Raw genomic sequence first — 23,254 nt, forward strand, 5'->3', positions numbered from 1 at the left:
TTGTGCACCAACATTACTTTAGATCATCGTTTCATTTTCAACCTCACAGGGAAGCATACAAGAAGGACTTACATAGCAGAGGGGCAGAGAAAATGAATAGCGAAAAATTATGGGTAAAGGTTAGAGATAGCTTCTGGTTTTTACCCGCGTTATATAGTCTCATCTCGTTCGGGGCAGTGCTTGCAACCAGTGCGCTCGATGTGTGGGTAGTCCCCAAGTTAAAAGACTTACTGCCCTCATTATTATTGACGGAAAAAAGTGTAGCACAGGATTTATATAGTTCCTTAATTACCTCAATCTTAACAATGACCACTATCAGTTTTTCTACCATCATGGTTGTACTAACGACTTATACGACCCAATTCTCTCCTCGTACATTGCAGGACTTTATGGGCAGTCGTGTCACTCAGCATGTATTGGGTGTCTACTCGTTCGGATTCGTCTTTTCACTCTTACACTTGCTCCTATTGGGCGGAGATCAAAGTGGACTGATCAGTCCTACACTTACCGTCCTTGTCGCTGTGGTTTGCCTTGCCTTTTTCATTCTCTTTATTCACCATTCCGCTCGCTTTGTGCAAGTAAATAACCTGATCGGACAAATCCGGAGCAGTGCGTCACAAGTAATTCAAACCACTTTTTCTGATGAAAAATATCATGTAGAAGAAGATTGGGATCTACATGATATTAAATCTCTACAAACGTCCGTGGGCCGTACCATTGCTGCTCCCCACTCTGGCTACATCCAACGTATTCAATTTCAACCGCTCTTACGCTGGGCTCAGCAAAATAACCTCCTGCTAGAAGCTCACTTCCGTGTTGGCGATTATATTCAAAAAGGGCTCCCGCTCTTCACCTATTGGCAGGAAACAGATGGAACGAATAAGGACTTAACCGCTTGCACCCACTATATCTTGATTGGCAATGAGCGCACCGATGATCAAGATATCGAGTTTTCGATTCAGAAATTAGTCGAAGTAGCAGTTAAAGCAATCTCTCCTAGTATCAATGATCCTCATACTGCCGTAAACTGTATCAATCGCATCGGCTCATTACTCTTTGAACTGGCAATAGTATATCGACCCCTATGTTACTTTGCCGATAGTAACCATCAGTTACGTCTCATCATAAAACCCCGCCAATACAAAGATTACCTCTATAAAGCTTTTTACCAAATCCGCATTTACGGCAAACACGATATCTCCGTCGTATGTGGTATCTTAGAGGCTTTATACAAAATTGCGCTCATCCAAAGTGCACCGCTCAAAAAAGAGATATGGAGCTTTGCCCGCTATATAATGGAAGCCGTAGACGAGGGCAGTTTATCGAAGCTGGATCATGAGTATTACCAAGGACATGTGAGACAAGTAGCGGAGGCTTGTGGCAAAAGTGTAAAGTAAGTGAGGACAAGAGACTATTCTCTTGTAGCCAACTAAACTTATCCTACTGCCAATCATCAACGATTCATGACTTCAATACTAAAATATAATAAAGGGAGCACGCCCTCTTTTAGGCATGCTCCCACCTCTCAATCTTCCTCATCTATATCAATATTCTCTGGATATACTTCTAGTTCTAACATATGTGGATCTCGTAATGATTTTTCGTCTAATATACTTTGGTCTATCCACTGTTGAATTTCAAACCCGTCAAAGCAAAAATACTCCCTGACGTTTCTTAACTACTTTTCAACACCTCCCCGCTCTAGATACGGCTCTGTCTTAAGTAAAATACTCTCCAAATCAGTGTTATGCTTTTTTAAGATGCGCTTTAATGCGTTATCCTCTTTATCATAGACGTTTTCTAATTTATGATCGTCGGGATACGGGCGCTCACCTTTAATTGTTTCCACATCAAAGTCAGAACACCATAACTCCATCTCATCGTTATAATAGGGAATCCATGACTCCATTCGCGACTTTACTTCCTCTCGAAATTGTTCAGAACATTGAATGATCAGCCATGAGAAGTAAGAATCATTTTCATCATATTCAATAATCATTCTGGATACATCACCAGCTCTGTATAGTCCAACAACACTTTCTACTGAATCGTTTTCACTTACAGATGCAAGGTATATTTCCTTATCTCTTATCTTTAAATTTAATAAATGAGATAAATCAGCAATGATAATAGGAACCACACTACCCATCACTAGCATCTCATACTGGTACATCTTCAAATTGAATACCTCCTATTTTTAATCCGCATACTTTGCAATAAAATTATCTAGATTATCCTTCTCTTCATCGCTTATCATATCGCTTCTTCTCAACCTCATCCAACCGAATAATGCGTGCTGCTCTATTATCCACCCATCCAACAACTTCATCTTTCGTAGGGTCTAATATTTCTTTATTCGTAATCAATCCCCGATGAATGTACTTCTCTACATAATCTGAACTTGTTCCTCGTTCATTTGTAAGACTTGGTCCACGGTACTCTTCATACAAACTCCTTATACCTCTCCCAATTGCATCTAGCAATGCACGCAATTCGGCACTTTCTGAGTGCGAACACCGAATCACAATTGTAGTCCCTAAGTCATAGCGCTCTACTATGACAAAAGTGTTTAGATCACGTGGATCCTTACGCAAATAAAAAAGCTCTCGATTCTCATTTATAACCTCATGATTGTAAGGTATTTGTAAAAATCTAAAGATCAAAGCAACCGTCATTTCTGTTTCCGCATCATCGATGCGTATACTGTATTGATCATAAGTCATCTAAATAACACCTCTTCCTAGCTTATATTCTGTATATTGGGCAGCAATTGCACAGTACTTAGTACCATGCAATTGCTGCATTGACTTCATTTCTTTTTTTTCTCTTTCAATTTATCCACATCATCTACTCTATTTACTTCCATAAGACCTGAACCGTACCCACCTGTCTCCTCGTTAGAGACAACCTCGATCTCTATACCCGGATAATGCCATTTAAATTGTGTCATTACAAAGTTACAGCTATCGCACGGTTTTCGTTCAGTAAATATCTTTAGAGTACCCTTCACCGTCTCATCTCGCTTTCCGACTTCCATATTCAGATCACGAGCTAAACGTTCAAATATCTTTACTTCAGAATCACGTCCCCGATCTTCATATTCGTCTCTTTCATCTTCACTTCTAGATCCAGCCTCTTTACAAGTACCTGTCTTCTTCTTACACTCCCTAACTTGGAAGTGCGTTTTCTTATCAGGGTATTGCTTGTAATCGATTTCCCAACCTCGTGCTCGATCCGCTTTCTTTTTTGAATGAGCTTTCATTTCAATAGGCGTTCCATTAATTTCACCACTTAATATCGCAATATTTCCGTCTCGGTAATGGTTGCTACCTAATTCAGATCTTAGCTCAACAACATAGTCTGACATACTTTGATACCACTCATCATTTTTCCCATCTTTATATGCACGAGGAAGTTCATGTACATCATCATCATCTAATTCTAAAAGCTCCTCTAACGTATCGAACTCTTCTTCGTCTAAGTCATCTTGGTCCTCATCTTTATCACAATCTTTTCTCCCCGCACTTCTAACGCTTACCGATTGTGTTTTTGCCGAGATAGCATTCATTTCTGCTTGACATTCAAGGATTCGTTCAATCCTTCTCTTTCTTTCCAACTCCCGTTTCGTTCGATCCGCTTTCGGCGCTTTTCGATTCATTACTTGCTTGTTATACGCTCTCTTCTCGCCTTTTTTCATTTTACGGCTGCCGCGTGAGTTGGAGTATTTAGTAGAGCGGCTCGTCCGTTTTCCAGAGTACTTGCTTTGCTTGCGAGAGTATTTACGTTTCACTCTAGACTTCGTCTTTGACTTATACTTCTTTCCTGAACTATATCGTCGTTGACTGCTCTTCTTTACTTTCTTTGTCGAGCTGTATTTCTTTACTTTCTTTTTCGAAGGCTTCTTCTTTACCCTCTTGTTATATTTCTTCGCATACTTGTATGCTTTCTTACCACCCTTATAAAGATACTTACCAGCTTTAAAGATTCGCCCAACCGGAATGGCATCCATCAAAGCTTGTTTCGATCCAGCCCAAGCAGCTTTTTTCAAGCTACCTGTCTTTTTATAAGTCTTGTAACCTTTATAGGCACCTGACACCACACCGATCGCAACATTTAACCAATGCCCGTCCGGATCGATGTATTTAATCGGGTTATTGTTCGCATAAAGGTACACGTTTTGGGACTGTGGATCATCTTCATCTCCTGGATCAGGATCTGCGGAAAGAAAGACACCTTCTTCCGGTTGGTAGTAACGAGCCATCAGATAATACATACCGGTCTCGTTGTCATACCGATAGCCTGCATATCGAAAAGGATTTTCGCTCGCCATCTCACCCCATTGCGAGACAATATTGCCCCAAGCATCATAGGTGTAAGAAGCGACGATCTTTTCCTCTTCATCTGTAATTGCTATTACATCGCCGTGCGCATTCACCTGATAGAAGTAGGTTTTACCACTTCTTTTCGTCATACTGAGAAGCTGACCTTCTTCACTATACGTATAGTAACGAGTCAGTTCGTCGCTAGCATCGGTTTCATAAAGAACTTCGATTCCAGCACCATCATAATGATAGTTGGTTACTTCACCATTGATGGTAGAGCGGACACGACGCCCATCTTCGTCGTAATCATACGTTGCCACACGCTTATCTGTTTTCTTCTCTTTCACTTCTACTAGACGATTACCTGCATCCCAACTGTAGAGATACTGGCCATCTTCAATCCGATTTCCGTTTTCATCATATTTATAATCAATATCGTCTACTTGAATGAGCTGATTACCCGTGTTGTGATTATACTTGACATGACTAACCACTTGCCCATCCTTATCTTTTACCACTTTCTCCGTACGATTGCCTACTGGATCGTACGCATAGGAAATTGTATTTCCCGTAGCCGGATCCATCTCGGAAATCAGTTGATCCAGTCCATCATACGTATACGGCAAATCCAATCCTGCTACTTCTTCTTGAATACGTGTGGTGTTGCCGTTAGCATCGTATTCATACTGATACTGAGCGATCGCATCACCATTACTCTTACCGATTGCTACCTCAGTTACATTTATATTGTCGTCATAACTAGCAGACAATCCAACACCATTAGGATAGATAGCAGTACGTACATTTCCGGTCTCATCATAATCAAAACGATAAACATTTCCTTTGCCATCTTTAATCTCCGTATTTTGTTCTGATTCATTGTAACCATACTGAGTTACAGCTTGCTGATCGCCGTGGGCGAACCGCGTCTTAATTAATTCATCGCTATCATTATACTCCCAGCCAATGCTACCTTTTCCTTGGGTAATTTGAGTGAGACGATCACTTTCATCAAAGGTATTCTCTTTCGCAATCTGCAAAGCCAGGTCTTCAATTTTCACTTCATTACCGTTTACATCGTAGTGAATGCGATAACGCTCTTCTCCATCGTAGGCGACATCCAGACTGGACCCTTCTTCACCTGCGATATGTGTTACCGTTTTTCCATTCGGATGAGTGGTAGATGTAACATCGCCTTCACCATCGTGCTGATATCTAGTCGTCCTGCCTAACTCATCTGTTGTCGCAACGAGTAGGTCATTTTCATAGGTATACGTAACCTTGTTATACAAAGTATTCTCATCGCCGCTCATTACCTTCTTCTCAATCACGTTCCCATTTTCATCATGAGAATAAACGACCTTCAACTTTTTATCTGGTAAGGTGACGGTTTTCAACTGGTTAGAATCATCATACGTATACTCTGTCTTTAAACCACGTGCATCCGTAATCGCAGTTTCGTTACCAAACGCATCGTATTGAATGGATTCTGTCTCACCTGTTGGATCGGTTACTTTTGTAATGTAATTGCCGGTCTGATCATACTCGTACTTTTCAATCGCGCTTCCTTCTTTTACACGAATGTTGTCAAACCATACTGTTCCAGTGTTTTTACCACGAAAGAGAACATACACACGAACTTCTTTGAGTGGTTTGTCCGGTGTGATCGTAACGGCTGCTCGTTGCCAGCCATGACTGCCAAGAGCAAACTTCGCTTGATCCGTGTTATAGCTCGTCTTACCATTACCCTCATCTTGGATCGCATCCACATAGATAGAGTAATCCTTATTTGCTTCGTTTGCCTCTTTGTTTACTACATTCACAGCACGACTTAACCCGGTAACTGTAATTGGAGTCGCTTCCTTTTGATTTAGAGGAATATACTGCAGATATTGTACACTTCCATCAGTAGTTGATTTCCGCTCCATCTTCAGAGACTGACTACCTTCAAACGATACGGTTGAGTCAATTTTCCCAGTACCAGCTGAGCGTATCCAGTTTCCTAGCCCGTCTTCAAAACTACTGTTTTCAATCGGGTTATAACTGGTGGAGTAATCCCCCTCTTCTAATTGAATCTCATCAAACCATGCCATTCCATTCCCTGCAGAATCAGTATGATCAACTTCGAGATACATCAAAATTTTCTCAGTGTCTGGACCGGTATGGAAGGTAAATTGCCTTCTTGTCCAATCTTGAGTTCCACTCAACTCACTATAGCGATTATCACTCCAACCTGCCGATGCCGTCTTCCCAGTAGACGTCATCTGCTTCACATTTAAGAAAGCATTTGCTTTTATTAGATCCTTCGTTTTAATCATCGCCGAAAATGTATAGGTGGTATTAGGCGCTACATATAACTCTTGAGTCGCTCCTGCATATCCTAGCTTCTCTGAGGTAGAGCGAGTAACTACTTTGAGCGCATGGTTGCCACTATACTTTGTAACAGCATCCATTTCAGCAAAACCATCATCATAATATGTTTTTGCAACCCAGTTTGTAGGAACAAGCCCTCCTTCAAACCCACTATTTTTTAGTAGTGAAGGATCATGTTTAAGTTGGACATCACTAAACCAAGCCGTCCCTGAACCTTTTTCATTGGTATGATCTACTTGCAGATAAATCTTCACCTTCGCAGCATCCGCTCGCGTAGGAATCGTGATTTCTCTTTTACTCCACTCGCTTGTCCCTTGCGCTGGCTTCAAACGCGTATCTAAGCGACTTCCCAATAGCTCTTCACCATCTTTGTTCACTTGAACAATATGAAGGAAAGCATTTGCTTCGCTAATCTCTTTTGTTTTTACCATTGCTGAGAGTGTATATTGACTAGAAGGCTGTACGGGCCGCTCTTGTACACCTGCAATATAGCCAAAGAAATCATTACGAGCCTTTGAATCAACTCGAATAGAAGGGTTTCCTTCATACATAACTTCATTATCAAGATCGATGGCGCCACCATCCTGTGAAACAGCAGGTACCCAGTTTAATGGTACTTTAAAACTTTCATCGGTTTGAAAAGTAACCTCATCAAACCACACGCTACCTGATGCTTCCTTGCTGCGATGATCTACTTCTAAATAGACTCTAATTTTCTTTGCATCTGCATGAGACTTCACGCTTAACGTGTGTTTAGTCCATTCTGTTGTGCCATTTATTTCGTCAGCTCGAGTATCCTGCCATGTGCCCGAAATGGTTTCTCCCTGATCGTTGAGCTGGACAACATTAAGAAAAGCGTTTGCCCCGTTTAAAGATTTCGCTTTTAAGTTAGCAGATAACATATACTCCTTCCCTGGTACAACGTCTAACTCTTGGGTAGAAGCGAGATAACCAAAACTGTCGGTATCTGTCTTCGGTGTAAGACGAAGTGAATATCGCCCACTCTTTTTCTCACCTACATCTACCGTAACCAAGCCATCGTCTTGCGAACGAATCGTATGCCAACCATCTGGTTCTCCTAAGTCCACACGTTCCAGCCCCGGATTAAGGATCAGGTTTTCAGAAGTACCCATCTCATCCGTCGCTTCAACAATATTACCTTTATCATCTAACACCTGGGCTTCACTTACTTGATCAGGATCAATTTCTGCTACTTCGTTCCCTTTATCGTCATAGATATACTCAAAGGTGTCCCCTTCAGCATCTTGATACTCTACCAAATTGTTATCCTTATCATATTTAAAGGATTCACCACCAGCAGCATCTTCCGCTCGCGTCAAATTTCCCTCTGCATCATATTGATACGATTCTGTTGGCTCGTTACAACCTTCCCGGTTCGCTTCCGGGTCACAAACCTCGATCAGGTTATTACGATCGTACTTATACGTTGTGATTAAATTTAAGCCGAAGGGATCTTCAACTTCCTTAATCAAATTCCCCGCATCGTTGTAATAGTACTCCGTCGTATTGGTATTAGCGTCATATACGATCGTTTTCCCTTCCTCAGGGTTATACTCAATGTCCGTATACGCTTCTTCTGGATCAATAATCTCAGTTAATTGCTTAAAGATATTATACGTATACCACGTCTTACCCCCATCGGGATCAATCACAATACCCATTGTCCCATTAGCAAAATAACCGTACTGAGTCTTTGATCCTGTTTCATCCGTAACAGAGATCAAGTCTCGTTTATCGTTATACGTATACACCCAGTCCCGTCCCTCGGGACCTGTTACTTTGCTCACCTGTTCTCCCTCGTAAGTAAGGTGAAACGAACGACCACTAGGATCAGTTAGTTTGGTCAATTGTTTTTTATCATTATACGTTAACGATAAACGGTTGTTATTCATATCTTCAATAGAAGTTAGTTTGCCTTCACTACTGAAGGAGTAGATCGTCTGATCCTTATCCGTTAACGTCCACCCGTCTTTTTGTGATCCCTCTAACTTCAGGTGTACACCGAGAGGACGGGCGTATGAGCCATCATCTTTTTGTTGGAAGTAGTGTTTCCCACCATCCATATCATTGAGAAGAGCATTCCCTTTCTCATCTGCTTGCAATGACATTTCATAGTTAAAAGACCAACCTCGACCAAATATCCCCACTTTGCTTGCATGACTATTATAGGTACGAATTACTTCCATGTCGAGTTCACGCCCAGGCAATTCCAAGTCCACTTCGGTGATAATCATGTTACCTGTAACGGCATTGATATCACCCCCGGGAATCTCACCAAATGCCCAAAACTCTTCCGTTCCGAGGTCCGCTATTCGATTAGGGATCAAAATCTTGAGATAATCAGAGCGCTCCGATTCTCCCGCAGGGGTTTTTGCACTGACGCGGAAATAATAATAATCCTTGTACGTACCACCTGAATTTTTATATACAGGGGTGGGATCTTTCGCTAAATCAGCTCCTTTTCCATCCAACTTCCCGTTAGCATCCATGTGGAGCTGATATCTTCCCGCCTTAATTTCTTCTTCTGTCGGCCAAATCTTTTTGTTGTTCGTCGTAAAATGAGTGGTATTCCCTACGTCAATCTTCTGATATTCCTTACCATTAAAAATCCAGAGATAGTAGCCTGTTGCATATTGAACTGGATCCCATTTCAAATCAATAAAGCCACTCCCACTTCCTTCCCAATTGGAGTAGGCTAACCCCTTTGGTTTTCCTGGTTGCGGTGATTGGTATTTAATCGAAAGGTATGGTTTACTACCCGAACCTTCAGATGATATTATCTTTTTCCAGTACTCTTGATCATTGCCGTTGGTATGAAACTTGAAACCATTATTCTTTCTTGTTCCACTTACCCATGCTTGAACAGTTTGCGTCACATTAAACGAAACCTTATCCCCACGGGCAACGTTTTTCATTCCAATGTTGGTCGATGTGATCTTCTTATCTTGTTGTACTTTCCATGTTAGACCGGATTCAGTCCAATCACCCTTTACTTCATCAAGCCATAGCCCTGTCTTCGTAGGAGCGAAGAAGTAGCTATGAAACACATGCACGTTAAGGGTGGCAGACTCGATAATCATTCCCTTTAAGCCACTTACATCCTGTTTCAAATAAGAATGATTGCGACCGGTAGTCCCATCATAGTAACCCACTTTTAATTGATCGCTAGACCCATAGTTCGTCGTCGTATATTTACTTGAAACATACGTATCGCCCGCGGTCGATTTCGTCGTTGAGGGATCTACATAAATGGGGTACTTTCTCTTTGGATCGCTCAGCCATTCCCGATCCGCTTTGATCGCAAGTATGAGCTTTCCCTCTTCTTTCGTTAGCACATAATCCACCTGATCAGATTGTGCAGGCTCGTCTGATTTCGGATCTATATTTGAATCATACATATACGGCTTAGTCAGTGTAAAAACAACGTTTCCTTCTTTATCTTCGAAGGTGACCGTACCATCTTTCTTTTTTTCAGCGCTTAAATCGGTATCTAGTGAAAAATAGAAGGTATCCAGGCCAGTCTCTTTCTGAAGGATAATATCTTCCTTAATCTTCGTATTAAACACTTTATTGCGCAAAGCAACATTTGGAAGAACATTCTCATATGTAACTTCATTTTCATCATAAGAAGCTTTGGCATCCTCAATTTCCAAAGCAGATCTTTCTGCTTCTTTTTGCGATTCCACTTGAGATGTTTTATCTGAACGTGATTCAGCAGGATTACTTTGCTTATCCTGATTTTCTTCTTTATCTCCTTCCTTACTTTCTTCTTTCTCATCAACGATCTCTTCTCCATCTGCCCCTATAAAGGAATAAGAAAGGTGATGATCTCCAGAAACAACCCTTGCATACTCCCCATTTTCAATTTCCGCAGCAAAAGTAACATCGATAGATGTATTTTCAGGTTTGATTTCATCTTCCTTTTTAACTAATTCAGTAGAAATCTCTTCCCATTTAGATCCTTCTTTAGTGTGGATAGGTTCAAAATAAACTTCTTTTGTAAAGGTGCCATCACCATTATCAATAACCTTTGAATCTTCCGTTCTTTCTTCGATAAGTTCTTTCTCTTTTGGTTCCGATACACTAGTTTCTTCTGTTGCCAATACAGGTTCCGATTGGACAGGGATTAAAGTAACCACTAATGCGAGCATTAAAAAAACAGATACCACTCTTCGCACAGAGCGATATCTTCGCTCATACACATACTTCATATTCATTCTCCTAATATCAAAATTGGAACTCATATAGACTAACTTTTTGACTATAAATCTTTATGAGCACTTTATCTATCTTACATAAATTCTAGAAAACTGCAATAGATTTTTTTGAAATATAGTGCTATATTATCTTAATATGTCAGCTAACGATTACTAGGAGATGAATGGTAAAATGAGCAAGAAGCTTATACTAGCTCTCACTATCTTATTAGTGCTAACCGCTTGCGAAGGGAAAAATCAATTGGATAACGCTGAGCAACAAGCACTCACTTATGTAGTGGAATTATATACCGAGGGTAATAGAGATATTGGGATCCTCTCTAAACTTACAGGAAGAAATAAAAGCAAGGAGAGCATCGCTCATATCCCCACTTTTCTTGAACCAACTGGGGAGGTACGCATCGCTTCCAAACAAACAGATAAAAAGGAACGACGCGCAATCTATTTTTACTTCTCTCCTGAATTGACGAAAGGTCCCTCCCTCAAGGGAATATATATGGAAAAAAGGGGTGAGCAATGGATTTATGCCGGCGATATCAAGGTAGACACTCTAAAGCATAAATCCTTTACGGAGGCAGAAAAAGAGGGGGATCTAAAAGATCTCAAAATTGAGGAGTGGAAAAAGGTAGAGTTGAAGGGAGAATAAAGCTCCTCTAAATCACTCTTTTCTCTTATAGAGAAACATTTTTACAGGTTGTTCACTTTCGGTGCTTACGAAAGATTTGTTTAAACAAAGGATTCTCCTCCATCCGTTTATTACGCAGTTGATACCCTTCCGGTCGTGGCTGCTGATACTCCTCTCGACAGAGACGATCCCATTGCGCCATGCGCTTGTAAATGGGCGGATGGAGCGACTCATCATATAAAACACACAAGGTATGAAGCCAATCCGTGTTCGCACATTCCAATAACAACAAGACTCGCCGTTTTTCATCCTCTACAAGATAGACACTACCCACGCCCTGTTCACCATTATTATCCAATTTATGCGTCAGTCGCTCTTTGTCAAAAGGGAGTTCTAAAATTTGACTGATATCCATCACAACTTTTTTTGTGTATTCGCTCGGGACACATATTTCATACAACCCCAAGCGTTCATCACTTAACTGAACCCAAGTAGCCATAATTACCTCTCCCCTTCCCCTCTGTTGTCTTCAATCGGATCCCCTGCAAAAAACAAAATATCTCGCCCTTCCAAATCCAATATCTGTAATGAAATATGAGGATACTGTTTATGAAATTGTATCATCACCCATTGACAACTGATGGAGGGAGGGAATTTTACTCGAATTTTTAATGTCCCACTCGCCGTCACATCGTCTTGCAACTGTTCTGCCACTTGTTCCAATAATTTCGGGATCGGTTCTGCCGCACGATCATATCCCTCTTCTGTATTAATGTTTCCCATCCCGTCTACCTTTAACGTTTTAAAGCGACGAAGGTGCGCTGGTTTTAACGGCACTTGCTCTTCTGACATACGTATACCTCCCTAAGACGAATCACTATATACACTATCATGCTTTAAACTTCACTCCTTGTAAATAACGCATACCTCTTCAGCTGGTATGATTTAACTCTTCCTTTGCTTTCCTCTACACACCACAATCAACCACATGATTCCACTCAAACAAGATACTGTTCCTATCCCTACCCCAATCAACCATATAGGCCACTTATTAAATGCCCAGCCGAACAACACGTAGGAAATTTGCATCATCCCTCCGTATGTAGACATATGTAAAGCGAAAACACGCCCCATCGTTTGTTTGGATGTATGGGTTTGTAATAGTGTACTGTCTAACGGGATAATAATGCCACTAAAAATACGCATCAGCAGAAGAAACCATATCGCTACATAAAAGCTAGATGTTTGCGTGAGCAGAACAAAACCAAGCGCTTGTCCTATGTAGGAGATCCCGTAACTAATCCTCTGAATACGCTCTTCTTTTCCCAAACGCCACCTCACTAACAAAGAGCCTACAAGCACGCCTATTCCATCCACAGCGTAGAGCAGACCTAGCCCCCAGCTAGAACCCTGCTGCCCTAACAGCGGAAGAAATACATAATATCCACCCCCTGCTAGTCCCCAACAGATCCCGATCCATATGATCGCACGAATATGGCGGTTCTGCCTCACTTCCCTCCACCCTTCCCATAAAGATGAAAGGTAGTGAAATATCGCTTGATCCCGTTCTCTGCTATCTGTCATAAAAACCATCTGGTGAAAAGCATAGGCGGAGGCAGTATACAAACCTGCATTGATAAAAAAAGCATATGATGGCGAGATCATCGTCACAACCCCGCCCACTATTGCCCCAAGCATCATACTCACACTGTTAGTCATCGTCAGCCACGCATTAGCTTCTGCTAAATCATTGCGTGTAACAATAGATGTTAGCAAAGAACGATGTGCTGGTTGAAAAAAAGCACTCCCTAATCCCACAACCAGAGCTGCAACATAGATGAGCACGATCTGTCCCCACTCATACGCACCAATAAAAAGTAGCACCGCGACCGCGCGCATTAGATTGGTATAGATAAGTATTTTCTGTTTTGACCATTGATCCACTAGAGGACCAAGAAACGGCCCCAATACAATACTAGAAACTGAACGGCACATCAACACCACACCTACAGACAAGGAAGACGCCGTTATATCCATTACTACCTGCATCAGCGCGACCGTATGAAGCCAATCACCCACCACACTCCCTGCCTGTCCCATCCATAGCAACCGAAATCTATGATTACGTTTATAGAGAGAGGCACGACTGTTCGATTTCACGAGCATACTCCCCCTCCCCCTCATCTACCTACTTACCACAGAGCTCCGAAATAATCTTTTTATCGAGTAATAAAATAGTTGAATTTATTGTTAGTTCGCCGTAGCTTACTGCTGATAGTAGATTGCGCATCCATGATAAAAAAACGCTCTGCAAGGGGCAGAGCAAATTTCCAGATGCGAAATAACCATGAATAATCAATCACCCCTGTTATGGTCTTTTCGTCCATGGACGTACGCTTCCTACAATGACTTGTTTTTCCGATGTCTCAAGGGCATGCAACACTCCACTACTAATCTCTTCATGTGTAAGCCAGCGTGAATAGCTTCCTTCATCTATAAATCCAAGCACAACTTCATGGTAGCTCACCCGTTGTAGCTTTTGAAAAGGCGCACGACGTCCCACCTGATCAACCGTAGGATCAGCCCCACTACTACCGATCACATGATAGAATTGAGAAGGCGATTCACTCTGCTCTAGCCACCTCGCTAACTGCAAGGGAGCATGTACGGCCGGTCCATGAATCCATGCGATTACACACTGAAAGAGGCCATATGCTTCTTTCGCCCTCTCACAATCTTCTAACCATTCTTTTTCCAAGGTGTAGTCAGTCACAACAGGGTGAATCGCTCCTTTATACCCACGTTGCTGTACCTCCTCTACTAACTGATGTAAGCGTCTCTGGGAACGTGCCATCACCGTGACACTCCATCCCGATTCCGCCAATGCAAGCACAGCCCCCCGTAACATGCCTGTTCCCCCTACAACCAAAGCGTGTTTTGCATCCTTTATCACCATTGCTTCTCTCCTCCTTTGCTTTCACTCTATGTGAAAATAGACTTTTCACACATGGATCGAGAGGACCAACTTTACTCGTCCGATGGTCTATAACTCCCCTCCTCCTTTCGTCCCAGAAAATCAATCATTCAACACCTTCCTTCATTTATGATATACTTTGCACAGATAGCTCTTAGGCACGTTTTATAAGAGAAAGGATTGGAAAACATGGACATGATGGACGCAAATCAAATTATCTCGTATATCCAAAACAGTGAAAAGAAGACACCTGTGAAAGTACATATTAAAGGAAAGTTAGCCGGAATCAACTTCGGCACTGAAATACACTCCTTTATTAATGAAAATGTTGGTGTTTTGTTTGGTGACTGGAAGCAGATTGAGCCGATCCTCACTCAACATCAAGAGCTGATTGAGGACTATGTGTTGGAACAAGATCGTCGCAATTCTGCCATTCCTCTCCTCGATATGAAAGGAATTGAGGCACGCATTGAACCTGGTGCGATCATCCGTGAGCAAGTAACAATCGGCAAGGGTGCCGTTATCATGATGGGGGCTGCTATCAATATTGGCGCCGTAGTCGGAGAAGGTACCATGATCGATATGAATGTGGTTATCGGCGGACGGGGGACAATCGGGAAAAACTGCCACATTGGAGCAGGCAGTGTCATTGCCGGGGTGATCGAACCCCCCTCAGCTACCCCAGTCATCATTGAAGATGATGTAGTCATCGGCGCAAATGCTGTTATCTTAGAAGGTGTGCGCGTCGGAAAAGGTGCTGTTGTAGCCGCAGGTGCGGTCGTAATTGAAGATGTACCAGCTAACACCGTTGTGGCAGGTACACCTGCTCGCGTAATTAAAGAAATTGACGAGCAGACTCGTTCCAAAACAGAGATTAAACAAGAATTGCGTCAGCTGTAAATCACTTTTACCACGGTCAGGGCCTGTCTACACACAGGCCCTGATTTTTCTAAAAAAGGAGGGAAAAAGATGGAATCGTGGTCACATCAAGATCAAGCCTATATCATGTCTACCGTCAATCGCCTACCGATCGCGATCGAAAAAGCGACGGGCAACTATTTATACGATACCGAAGGAAAAGCTTACCTCGATTTGGTAACGGGATTAGGGGTCAATGTCGTTGGTCATTCGCATCCAACCGTACTCAAAGCGCTTACAGAGCAAGGAAATCGTTTTTTACATATCTCTAATCTCTTTTTAAATCCACCCGCGATTCGGCTTGCCAAACGGTTGCTCTCCCATTCCCTCGTCAGGGGCAAGGTTTACTTTGCCAACTCCGGAGCAGAAGCGACCGAAGCAACAATCAAACTGATTCATAAGTGGTGCACCCGTGAGCAAAATGAAAAGCGAGGGGTTGTAGTCATGAAGAATAGCTTCCATGGTCGCACGATGGGAGCTATTCGCCTCACCCGTCAACCCGGAGTATATCAAGATTATCCAGAAATCGATCTACCTGTATATGAGGTAGAGGGTGAAGATTTATCCTCTTTAGAAGCGATCTGTCATCAACATCAGCCTGCAGCCATTTTACTAGAACCCGTTTTAGGGGCAGGCGGCGTATATCCCTTATCGCCTTCTTACCTACAAGGCGCCCGAAGAATTGCAGATCAACACTCCATGCTTCTTTGCATAGATGAAATTCAGACCGGCATGGGCCGCACCGGCAAACTGTTTGCCTATCAACACAGCGATATTTCACCCGACGTGATTTTGTTTGCTAAAGGAGTTGGTGGCGGCCTTCCACTGGGAGGGATCATCGCAAACGCAAACACATGTGATCTCTTCCAACCTGGGGATCATGGAACCACTTTTGCCCCTTCTCCATTAAGCTCCGCTTTAGGAAATGCAGTACTTGATATATTGTTGGAGCAAGAACAGTTGGAGATGGGAAAAAAAGCCGCAGCATATCTATGGCAAAAGCTAATAGAACTGCAGAGAAAGCATCCTCACATCATCAAAGAGGTGCGTGGTCTCGGAATGATGCTCGGCATTCGCACATCGTGTACCCCTGAGCAAGCCCAACAGCTCCAACGCGACCTCTATCATGCAGGAATATTGGTTAATGTAGCCGCACAAACAGTGATTCGCTTGCTTCCTCCTCTCACCTTGCAACACGATGAGATCGATCACTTCATCTTTACACTGGATCATTATATAAACCATCGAGTAAGTGACTCATGATAGGAGGGGAAATATATGAATCTCTCACCCGATCCTTTTATTCAAATTCGACGGGATCTCCATCAAATCCCAGAAGGTGGTTTCAAAGAGGTAAAAACACAAACGTATCTCCTGCGCTATCTGGCTACACTTCCACAGGAACGAATCGAAGTAAAAACCTGGCGCACAGGGATATTAGTACGCGTACACGGCACGGCACCTACTCGTTGTCTCGCTTATCGCGCTGATATGGATGGGCTCCCGATCGCAGAGGAAACAGATTACTCATTCACTTCGCAGCACCCTGGTTATATGCATGCTTGTGGACACGATATGCATATGGCGATTAGTCTCGGGATTTTAACTTACTTCACCCATCATCCCATCGCAGATGACCTACTTTTTATCTTTCAGCCAGCGGAAGAAGGACCGGGTGGCGCAGAACCAATGCTCGCCAGCAAAGAATGGCAAACATGGAAACCTGATCTCATTTTCGCCCTCCATATTGCACCTGAACTTCCCGTGGGAAGTATCGCTACTTGTCCCGGTACGTTTTTCGCCAATACATCAGAGCTCTTTATCGATCTCGTTGGAACGAGCGGTCATGCTGCTCGCCCTCACCAAGCCAATGATATGGTCATAGCTAGCTCCCAACTAGCTCTCCAACTGCAAAGTATTATTTCTCGTAATGTAGATCCACAAGAGGCAGCCGTTCTTACCATCGGGAAAATGGAAGCAGGCACAAAGCAAAATATTATTGCTGGTAGCGCTAGACTAGAAGGCACCATTCGCGCCCTCCAGATGGATACCATGAAAAGAGTAAAGAGTCGTATCCGTGAGCTTGTAAGTGGAATAGAGCTCGCCTATCAATGTGAAGCGACTATCGATTGGGGCTCTAACTACTGTCAAGTATATAATGACGAACACCTCACCCGTTCCTTTATGGAGTGGGCCCAAGCATCCCAGCTTGTCCATGTAGTTCACTCTCCCCCTGCGATGACTGGGGAGGACTTTGGTTACTTTGTACGTGAGATTCCTGGATTCATGTTTTGGCTTGGCGTTGACACCCCATACGGCTTACATCACGCCAAGCTTCAACCTGATGAGGATGCGATCGGTATCGCAATCCATCTCATGACTAGCTATCTCACTTCACTGGGCGAGTAAATATCCTATCCACTCGGGGCAAAAAAGCATGGGCTGACCCACTCCCCATGCTTTTTCCTATTTTGCTTTTGTTACAATCTCGCCTTTCATATTGGCTCGCTCCTCATTTACCATCTAATTATATTACACAACAAGAGTATCACTATTAAATTATAGTATTAATATTCTATATATTGTATCATCTGATGTTATTCTCTCTCTTTATACAAATCACTTCACCCTAACAGTCAGATATAAGCACAATCTATCAACATCGTTAAAACTATCATCAAATAATTCCTACCCCATTATAGTAATTACATCGATTTCTCTTCTTTTCATCTACTTCCAAATAATAAGTTTACCTTATAAATAATAGCTTCAATATACATGATTTATCGCACATTCGTATAAAATTACATATAATCTGGTAGAAGAACTACTAATTTCATAGATTTTTTTATATAATCTCTTAAAAAGAGGGAGGAAATCTAAGAGATACGACGAATGAATAAGAGTGGGAATGTTATTCGGGCTAATTGTATCGTTACCCGGTCTTATACCCCGTTATCTCTTATTAAGGAAAGGATGAACATTTTTGAAGAAGACCCTAACTGCCTTATTGTCTTCTGCTCTCGTGCTAACTACAGCCCTGAGCGTTCCGTCGGTATCTGCCGAAGGAAAATTAAATGGAGACTCTCAGCCAAAGATCGATTGGTCGATCGTAAACGATGATCGTTTGGCAAATGTATTGAAAGAACGCGGCCTAGTAAAAAAGGACGCTTCGCAAGCACAAGTAGAAAAAGCGATCACGGAATATGTGGGTGACCGCAAAATTCCAGATGGCGTTGATACTTCGACCAAAGCAGGTCGCAAAGCTGCAGATGGGCTGAAGAAGGTGCAAGATCGAGCTGAAAAGCTGATCAATAGCAACCTCTTCGACTGGGGTAAAACAAAGAAGAAAGATGTTTATACCGATAACATCGCTCTCGCTTTGGTAGAATTTCCTGACTATGCTCACAACACCTTGAAGCAAGAAGAAGGTTCCATGTATACGAAGGACTTCACTCCCGAGCACTATGAGAAAATGATGTTTGCAAATGAAGGTTACTCCACCCCAGAAGGTCTTGAAATGACCACTGTAAGCCAATTTTATGATGAGCAATCCGGTGGAACCTGGGCAATCGACGGTGAAGCAACGGATTGGATCAAAGCAAAAAATAACGCCGATTACTATGGTGGTAACAACGAGTCCGACAACGATAAAGACCCTCGTGCTCTTGTTACAGAAACCCTTGAATCTGTAGGGAACATGATCAAAGGTAATGAAGCCAAGTACGATCAGCGCGATCCGTATGATATCGATGGCGATGGCGAAATCATGGAAGCAGACGGTTTACTGGATAACTTGATGCTCGTTCACTCCGGTGTGGGTGAAGAAGCAGGTGGTGGCGATTTGGGCGACGATGCAATCTGGTCCCACCGTTGGTCCCTAAAGCAACCTACTGATATTCCAGGTACCTCCCTTAAAGCTTTTGACTACATGATTCAACCTGAAGATGGAGCTCCAGGTGTATTCGCTCATGAATATGCACATAACCTCGGTCTTCCAGATATGTACGATACCGCTTATGGTGGTCTTGGTTCTCCAGTAGGATACTGGTCTCTCATGTCTGGCGGTAGCTGGGCTGGTGAAATTGCTGGCGCACGTCCGACAGGTATGGATGCTTGGTCCCGTCTATACATGCAAGTTACCTTTGGTGGTGACTGGGTAGATCCAATCGAAATAGATCTTGAAGATCTAGGTCGGGGAGTATTTGACAGCAAGTACTACTGGCTGCGTGAAGCTTCTTCCACCAACGCAACAAACAAGATGGTCAAAGTAAACTTGCCTGACCGTACGTTGGCTCCGCCAACCCAACCGAAAGAAGGAGAATCGTATTTCTCCACCAAAGGAGATAACCTCAACACCAAGTTGACCTCTCCGGTAATCGATCTCTCCGGTAAGACGGAAGTAAAACTCAGCTTTGACAGCTGGCGCGAAATTGAAACAGATTATGACTATCTCTACATCAACGTGATCGACAAAGCAACCGGTGAAAAAACCGAAGTCAAAGTATACGATGATAGCACCGAAGGAAAATGGGTAAAAGAAGAAATCGATCTGTCTGCCTTCGCTGGTAAGAGTGTTCAAATCGAGTTTAACTACGTTACTGATGGTGGGCTCGCTCTTGAAGCATTCTATCTAGATAACATCGTAGTAACTGCTGATGGTAGCACCGTCCTTGAAGATAACGCAGATGACAAAGCAGTATTCACATTAGATGGGTTTGAAAAGTTTAATGGTGATGGTATCCCATATCCAAACTACTACCTCATTGAATACCGCACCCACAATGGTACCGACCAAGGTCTTGGTGAAATCCGTCGTGGTGATAACCTGATGAGCTATGACCCAGGTCTACTTGTCTGGTACTATGATGGCCGTTACGGTGAAGATAACCGTACCAGCGATCACCCAGGTGAAGGCTTTATCGGAGTGGTTGACGCTCATCAACGCGTTCACTACTGGAACAATGATAAAAGCACACCAGCCGATAGCCGTTACCAAATGATCGATGCTGCATTCGGTAAAGAGAAGACCAAAGGTGTTGACCTAACCAACTTCGGTACCTTGGGCGATCTAAAATACGATGGTCTTAAAGGAACGTCATCCTTCTATGACTACCGTGATTACAGCCTCAAAGGTGCAGAAGACGCTGGGAAAATCCTCCCACGTCATGGTCTTAAAATCAAAGTCCTCGCAGACTTCGATTCATCCGCGATGATCAAGATCTCGCGCGAAAAGTAAGAGTAAATAAGATAGAAAAACCCCGTTCGTGTTGAACGGGGTTTTTCTTGTTCTTGTATCGATAGCGTAAAAAGAGATTGTTATATTTAGTATAAAAATCACGAAATGACCCTTCTATACAATGAAGCAGGAATCCTTTTCCTAAGAGTCGAAATACATTAGTGGGATTTATTCAGGACATTCTTAATTTTTGTCCACGATCTATTCTCCCAACCTACTTACTACTAAAGAGAGGATGACGCTAGCTTTGAAGAAAACATTAACGGCCTTAGTATCATCTGCACTTGTACTCACTGCCATGGGTGCACCTGCGGCACCTGCCTCCGCGGAAGCCACCAGTAATGCAATGCCCAAAATTGACTGGGGTATTGTAAACGAAGAGCGACTAGCCGATTCATTACAAGAACGAGGCTTGTTAAAGAAAAATGCATCGCAAAAAGAGATTGAAAAAGCGATTAAAGAATACGTGGGAGACCGTAAAATCCCTCAAGGGATTGACACCTCTACGAAAGCAGGACAAAAAGCTGCTGCTGGCTTACAGCGAATACAAGAAAAAGGGAAAGAAAAGATAGACAAAAATTTGTTTGATGGTGGTAAGAACAATCAATCCGCCTACACGGATAATATCGTGCTCGCATTGATTGAATTTCCAGACTATAAGCACAACCGCTTGCAAGAAGATCCTGGCTATATGTACACTAAGGATTTCAACTCTAGTCACTATGAGAAAATGATGTTTAACAAAGACGGTTACACCACTCCGGAAGGTACTGGGGTCTTCTCGGTCAATCAATTTTACCAAGAGCAATCGGGCGGATCTTGGAAGATTGATGGAGAAGCGACTGAATGGGTGGAAGCCAATCATAATGCTGAATATTATGGTGGCAATAACGAATACGGCGATAAGAATCCTCGTGAGCTCGTCGTAGAAACCCTTGAATCTGTAGGGCAAATGATTAAAGGTAACGAAGCAAAATACGATCAGCGAGATCCTTATGACATCGATGGGGATGGCAATATCATGGAACCAGATGGCATGCTCGATAACTTGATGATCGTTCACTCTGGTGTAGGGGAAGAAGCAGGCGGTGGTGAACTAGGTGAAGATGCGATCTGGTCACATCGCTGGGGGTTACAGCAACCTACGGCGATTCCTGGAACTTCCTTGCTCGCTTTCGACTACATGATCCAGCCAGAAGATGGGGCTCCTGGGGTCTTTGCACACGAATATGCTCACAACCTTGGACTACCCGATTTATATGATACCAGTGGACTGGGTTCCCCGGTCGGATACTGGTCTCTTATGTCTGCTGGTAGCTGGGCTGGTGAAATTGGTGGTGGACAACCTTCTGGTATGGATGCCTGGTCTCGTCTCTACATGCAAGTTACCTTTGGGGGCAACTGGGTAGAACCAACAGAAATTAATCTGAATGATCTTGGTCGTGGTATATTTAATAGCAAATATTACTGGCTACGTGAAGCTAATTCGACCAAAGCAAACAACAAGCTTTTAAAAATCAATTTGCCTGATCTCTATCTCGATCCGCCTACCCAGCCTAAAGAGGGCGAATCGTATTTCTCCACTAAAGGAGATAACCTCAATACCAAGTTGACCTCTCCCGTTATCGATCTAAGTGGGAAAACAGACGTGAAACTTAGCTTCGACAACTGGCGCGAAATCGAAACTGCCTATGATTATCTGTATGTAAATGTTATTGATCAAGCATCAAATGAAGTCACCCAAGTAAAAGTTTACGATGACACCACAGAAGGTAACTGGGTCACAGAAGAACTAGATTTATCTGCATTTACTAATAAAAAAGTTCAAATTCAGTTTAACTATGTTACTGATGGTGGCTTAGCTCTCGAAGCTTTTTACATCGATAACATCAAGTTAACTGCCGATGGAGAAACACTTCTGGAAGACAACGCTGATGACAAAACTGTATTTACACTAAACGGCTTTGAGAAATTTGATGGCGCCGGCGTTCCACAGCCCAACTACTATCTAGTCGAATACCGCACCCATCACGGTATGGATCAAGGCTTAGGTAAAATCCGCCGTGGGGATAACTTCATGAGTTATGACCCTGGACTTTTGGTCTGGTACTATGATGGACGTTTTGGAGAAGATAATAGAACCAGTAATCACCCTGGTGAAGGCTTCATCGGAGTTGTTGACGCTCACCAGCGTGTACACTACTGGAACGATGATACCAGTACCCCCGCAGGAGAGCGATACCAATTAGTAGATGCCGCCTTCGGTAAAAACAAAACCAGCGGTATTCATCTTGAAAACTTCCGAACCTTTGGGGATCTCAATTATGAAGGTTTAAGAGGAGTCTCCAGCTTCTATGACTATCGTGATTACACCCTACCAGGTGCAGAAGAGGTGGGCAAAATCCTCCCTCGTCATGGCGTAAAGATCAAAGTCTTAGAGGACTTCAATAAATCGGTAATAATCAAAGTATCTCGCGATAAGTAACTGTACAAGCAGCCCTGCTCATGAGCAGGGCTGTTCTTTATTTGTTTTAATTCTTACCACTTCCCGTCAAAATAATAGGG

At 42.9% G+C, this 23,254-nt stretch carries 15 protein-coding genes; 7 read left to right on the forward strand and 8 right to left on the reverse strand.

All coding sequences use genetic code 11. From position 1 onward, the window contains the following. Positions 1-92: 92 nt before the first annotated feature. Complete coding sequence (locus NXZ84_RS09860) at positions 93-1,397, forward strand: DUF2254 domain-containing protein (protein WP_258840078.1); 1,305 nt, start codon at positions 93-95, stop codon at positions 1,395-1,397. 281 nt (positions 1,398-1,678) lie between these two features. Here the strand turns inward: NXZ84_RS09860 and NXZ84_RS09865 are convergent, their stop codons facing one another. The 3 genes from NXZ84_RS09865 to NXZ84_RS09875 all read right to left on the reverse strand — a co-directional run bounded on the left by NXZ84_RS09865 (position 1,679) and on the right by NXZ84_RS09875 (position 10,927). After that, positions 1,679-2,179, reverse strand: coding sequence for a hypothetical protein (locus NXZ84_RS09865; RefSeq protein ID WP_258840079.1), 501 nt, complete (start codon positions 2,177-2,179; stop codon positions 1,679-1,681). 64 nt (positions 2,180-2,243) lie between these two features. Then, entirely contained in the window at positions 2,244-2,723 is a 480-nt protein-coding gene (locus NXZ84_RS09870; RefSeq protein ID WP_258840080.1) for a hypothetical protein, read from the reverse strand. Between the two features lie 86 nt (positions 2,724-2,809). Next, positions 2,810-10,927, reverse strand: coding sequence for a DNRLRE domain-containing protein (locus NXZ84_RS09875; RefSeq protein WP_258840081.1), 8,118 nt, complete (start codon positions 10,925-10,927; stop codon positions 2,810-2,812). 178 nt (positions 10,928-11,105) lie between these two features. On the opposite strand from NXZ84_RS09875, the gene NXZ84_RS09880 reads away from it, so the two are divergent. After that, a complete protein-coding gene (locus NXZ84_RS09880; protein WP_258840082.1) occupies positions 11,106-11,579 on the forward strand; it encodes a hypothetical protein in 474 nt (157 codons plus the stop codon). A 52-nt stretch (positions 11,580-11,631) separates the two neighbouring features. Here the strand turns inward: NXZ84_RS09880 and NXZ84_RS09885 are convergent, their stop codons facing one another. The 5 genes from NXZ84_RS09885 to NXZ84_RS09905 form a co-directional block, all read right to left on the reverse strand. Next, positions 11,632-12,057 (reverse strand): hypothetical protein, encoded by a 426-nt coding sequence (locus tag NXZ84_RS09885; RefSeq protein ID WP_258840083.1) that lies wholly within the window; start codon positions 12,055-12,057, stop codon positions 11,632-11,634. A gap of 2 nt (positions 12,058-12,059) precedes the next feature. Continuing rightward, positions 12,060-12,410: a deaminase domain-containing protein gene (locus NXZ84_RS09890; RefSeq protein ID WP_258840084.1), complete on the reverse strand. Its 351-nt coding sequence runs from the start codon at positions 12,408-12,410 to the stop codon at positions 12,060-12,062. 93 nt (positions 12,411-12,503) lie between these two features. Further along, positions 12,504-13,718 (reverse strand): MFS transporter, encoded by a 1,215-nt coding sequence (locus NXZ84_RS09895; protein WP_258840085.1) that lies wholly within the window; start codon positions 13,716-13,718, stop codon positions 12,504-12,506. A 59-nt stretch (positions 13,719-13,777) separates the two neighbouring features. After that, entirely contained in the window at positions 13,778-13,945 is a 168-nt protein-coding gene (locus tag NXZ84_RS09900; protein ID WP_258840087.1) for a hypothetical protein, read from the reverse strand. After that, on the reverse strand, positions 13,927-14,514 hold the full coding sequence (locus tag NXZ84_RS09905; RefSeq protein WP_258840089.1) for an SDR family NAD(P)-dependent oxidoreductase: 588 nt from the start codon (positions 14,512-14,514) through the stop codon (positions 13,927-13,929). The genes NXZ84_RS09900 and NXZ84_RS09905 overlap by 19 nt, the downstream gene beginning before the upstream one ends. A gap of 207 nt (positions 14,515-14,721) precedes the next feature. Here NXZ84_RS09905 and dapD point away from each other — a divergent pair, with 207 nt between their 5' ends. The 5 genes from dapD to NXZ84_RS09930 all read left to right on the forward strand — a co-directional run bounded on the left by dapD (position 14,722) and on the right by NXZ84_RS09930 (position 23,174). Next, positions 14,722-15,432, forward strand: a complete 711-nt coding sequence (gene dapD / locus NXZ84_RS09910; protein WP_258840090.1) for a 2,3,4,5-tetrahydropyridine-2,6-dicarboxylate N-acetyltransferase — start codon at positions 14,722-14,724, stop codon at positions 15,430-15,432. A gap of 69 nt (positions 15,433-15,501) precedes the next feature. Next, a complete protein-coding gene (locus NXZ84_RS09915; RefSeq protein ID WP_258840091.1) occupies positions 15,502-16,713 on the forward strand; it encodes an aspartate aminotransferase family protein in 1,212 nt (403 codons plus the stop codon). Positions 16,714-16,728: 15 nt separating this feature from the next. Further along, the gene (locus NXZ84_RS09920) at positions 16,729-17,859 is read left to right on the forward strand and encodes an N-acetyldiaminopimelate deacetylase (RefSeq protein ID WP_258840092.1); all 1,131 of its coding nucleotides are present in this window, start codon (positions 16,729-16,731) and stop codon (positions 17,857-17,859) included. Between the two features lie 577 nt (positions 17,860-18,436). After that, positions 18,437-20,689 (forward strand): immune inhibitor A, encoded by a 2,253-nt coding sequence (locus NXZ84_RS09925; RefSeq protein WP_258840093.1) that lies wholly within the window; start codon positions 18,437-18,439, stop codon positions 20,687-20,689. Positions 20,690-20,936: 247 nt separating this feature from the next. Then, a complete protein-coding gene (locus tag NXZ84_RS09930; RefSeq protein WP_258840094.1) occupies positions 20,937-23,174 on the forward strand; it encodes an immune inhibitor A domain-containing protein in 2,238 nt (745 codons plus the stop codon). The last annotated feature ends 80 nt before the right edge of the window (positions 23,175-23,254 follow it).

The organism is Mechercharimyces sp. CAU 1602 (genome assembly GCF_024753565.1).
Taxonomy (GTDB): domain Bacteria; phylum Bacillota; class Bacilli; order Thermoactinomycetales; family JANTPT01; genus Mechercharimyces.

Bases quoted from the DNA above. Each gene is read 5' to 3' on its own strand.
- NXZ84_RS09860 (WP_258840078.1), top strand. From the start codon at position 93: ATGAATAGCGAAAAATTATGGGTAAAGGTTAGAGATAGCTTCTGGTTT.
- NXZ84_RS09870 (WP_258840080.1), bottom strand. From the start codon at position 2,723: ATGACTTATGATCAATACAGTATACGCATCGATGATGCGGAAACAGAA.
- NXZ84_RS09875 (WP_258840081.1), bottom strand. From the start codon at position 10,927: ATGAAGTATGTGTATGAGCGAAGATATCGCTCTGTGCGAAGAGTGGTA.
- NXZ84_RS09880 (WP_258840082.1), top strand. From the start codon at position 11,106: ATGAGCAAGAAGCTTATACTAGCTCTCACTATCTTATTAGTGCTAACC.
- NXZ84_RS09885 (WP_258840083.1), bottom strand. From the start codon at position 12,057: ATGGCTACTTGGGTTCAGTTAAGTGATGAACGCTTGGGGTTGTATGAA.
- NXZ84_RS09890 (WP_258840084.1), bottom strand. From the start codon at position 12,410: ATGTCAGAAGAGCAAGTGCCGTTAAAACCAGCGCACCTTCGTCGCTTT.
- NXZ84_RS09900 (WP_258840087.1), bottom strand. From the start codon at position 13,945: ATGGACGAAAAGACCATAACAGGGGTGATTGATTATTCATGGTTATTT.
- NXZ84_RS09905 (WP_258840089.1), bottom strand. From the start codon at position 14,514: ATGGTGATAAAGGATGCAAAACACGCTTTGGTTGTAGGGGGAACAGGC.
- dapD (WP_258840090.1), top strand. From the start codon at position 14,722: ATGGACATGATGGACGCAAATCAAATTATCTCGTATATCCAAAACAGT.
- NXZ84_RS09915 (WP_258840091.1), top strand. From the start codon at position 15,502: ATGGAATCGTGGTCACATCAAGATCAAGCCTATATCATGTCTACCGTC.
- NXZ84_RS09920 (WP_258840092.1), top strand. From the start codon at position 16,729: ATGAATCTCTCACCCGATCCTTTTATTCAAATTCGACGGGATCTCCAT.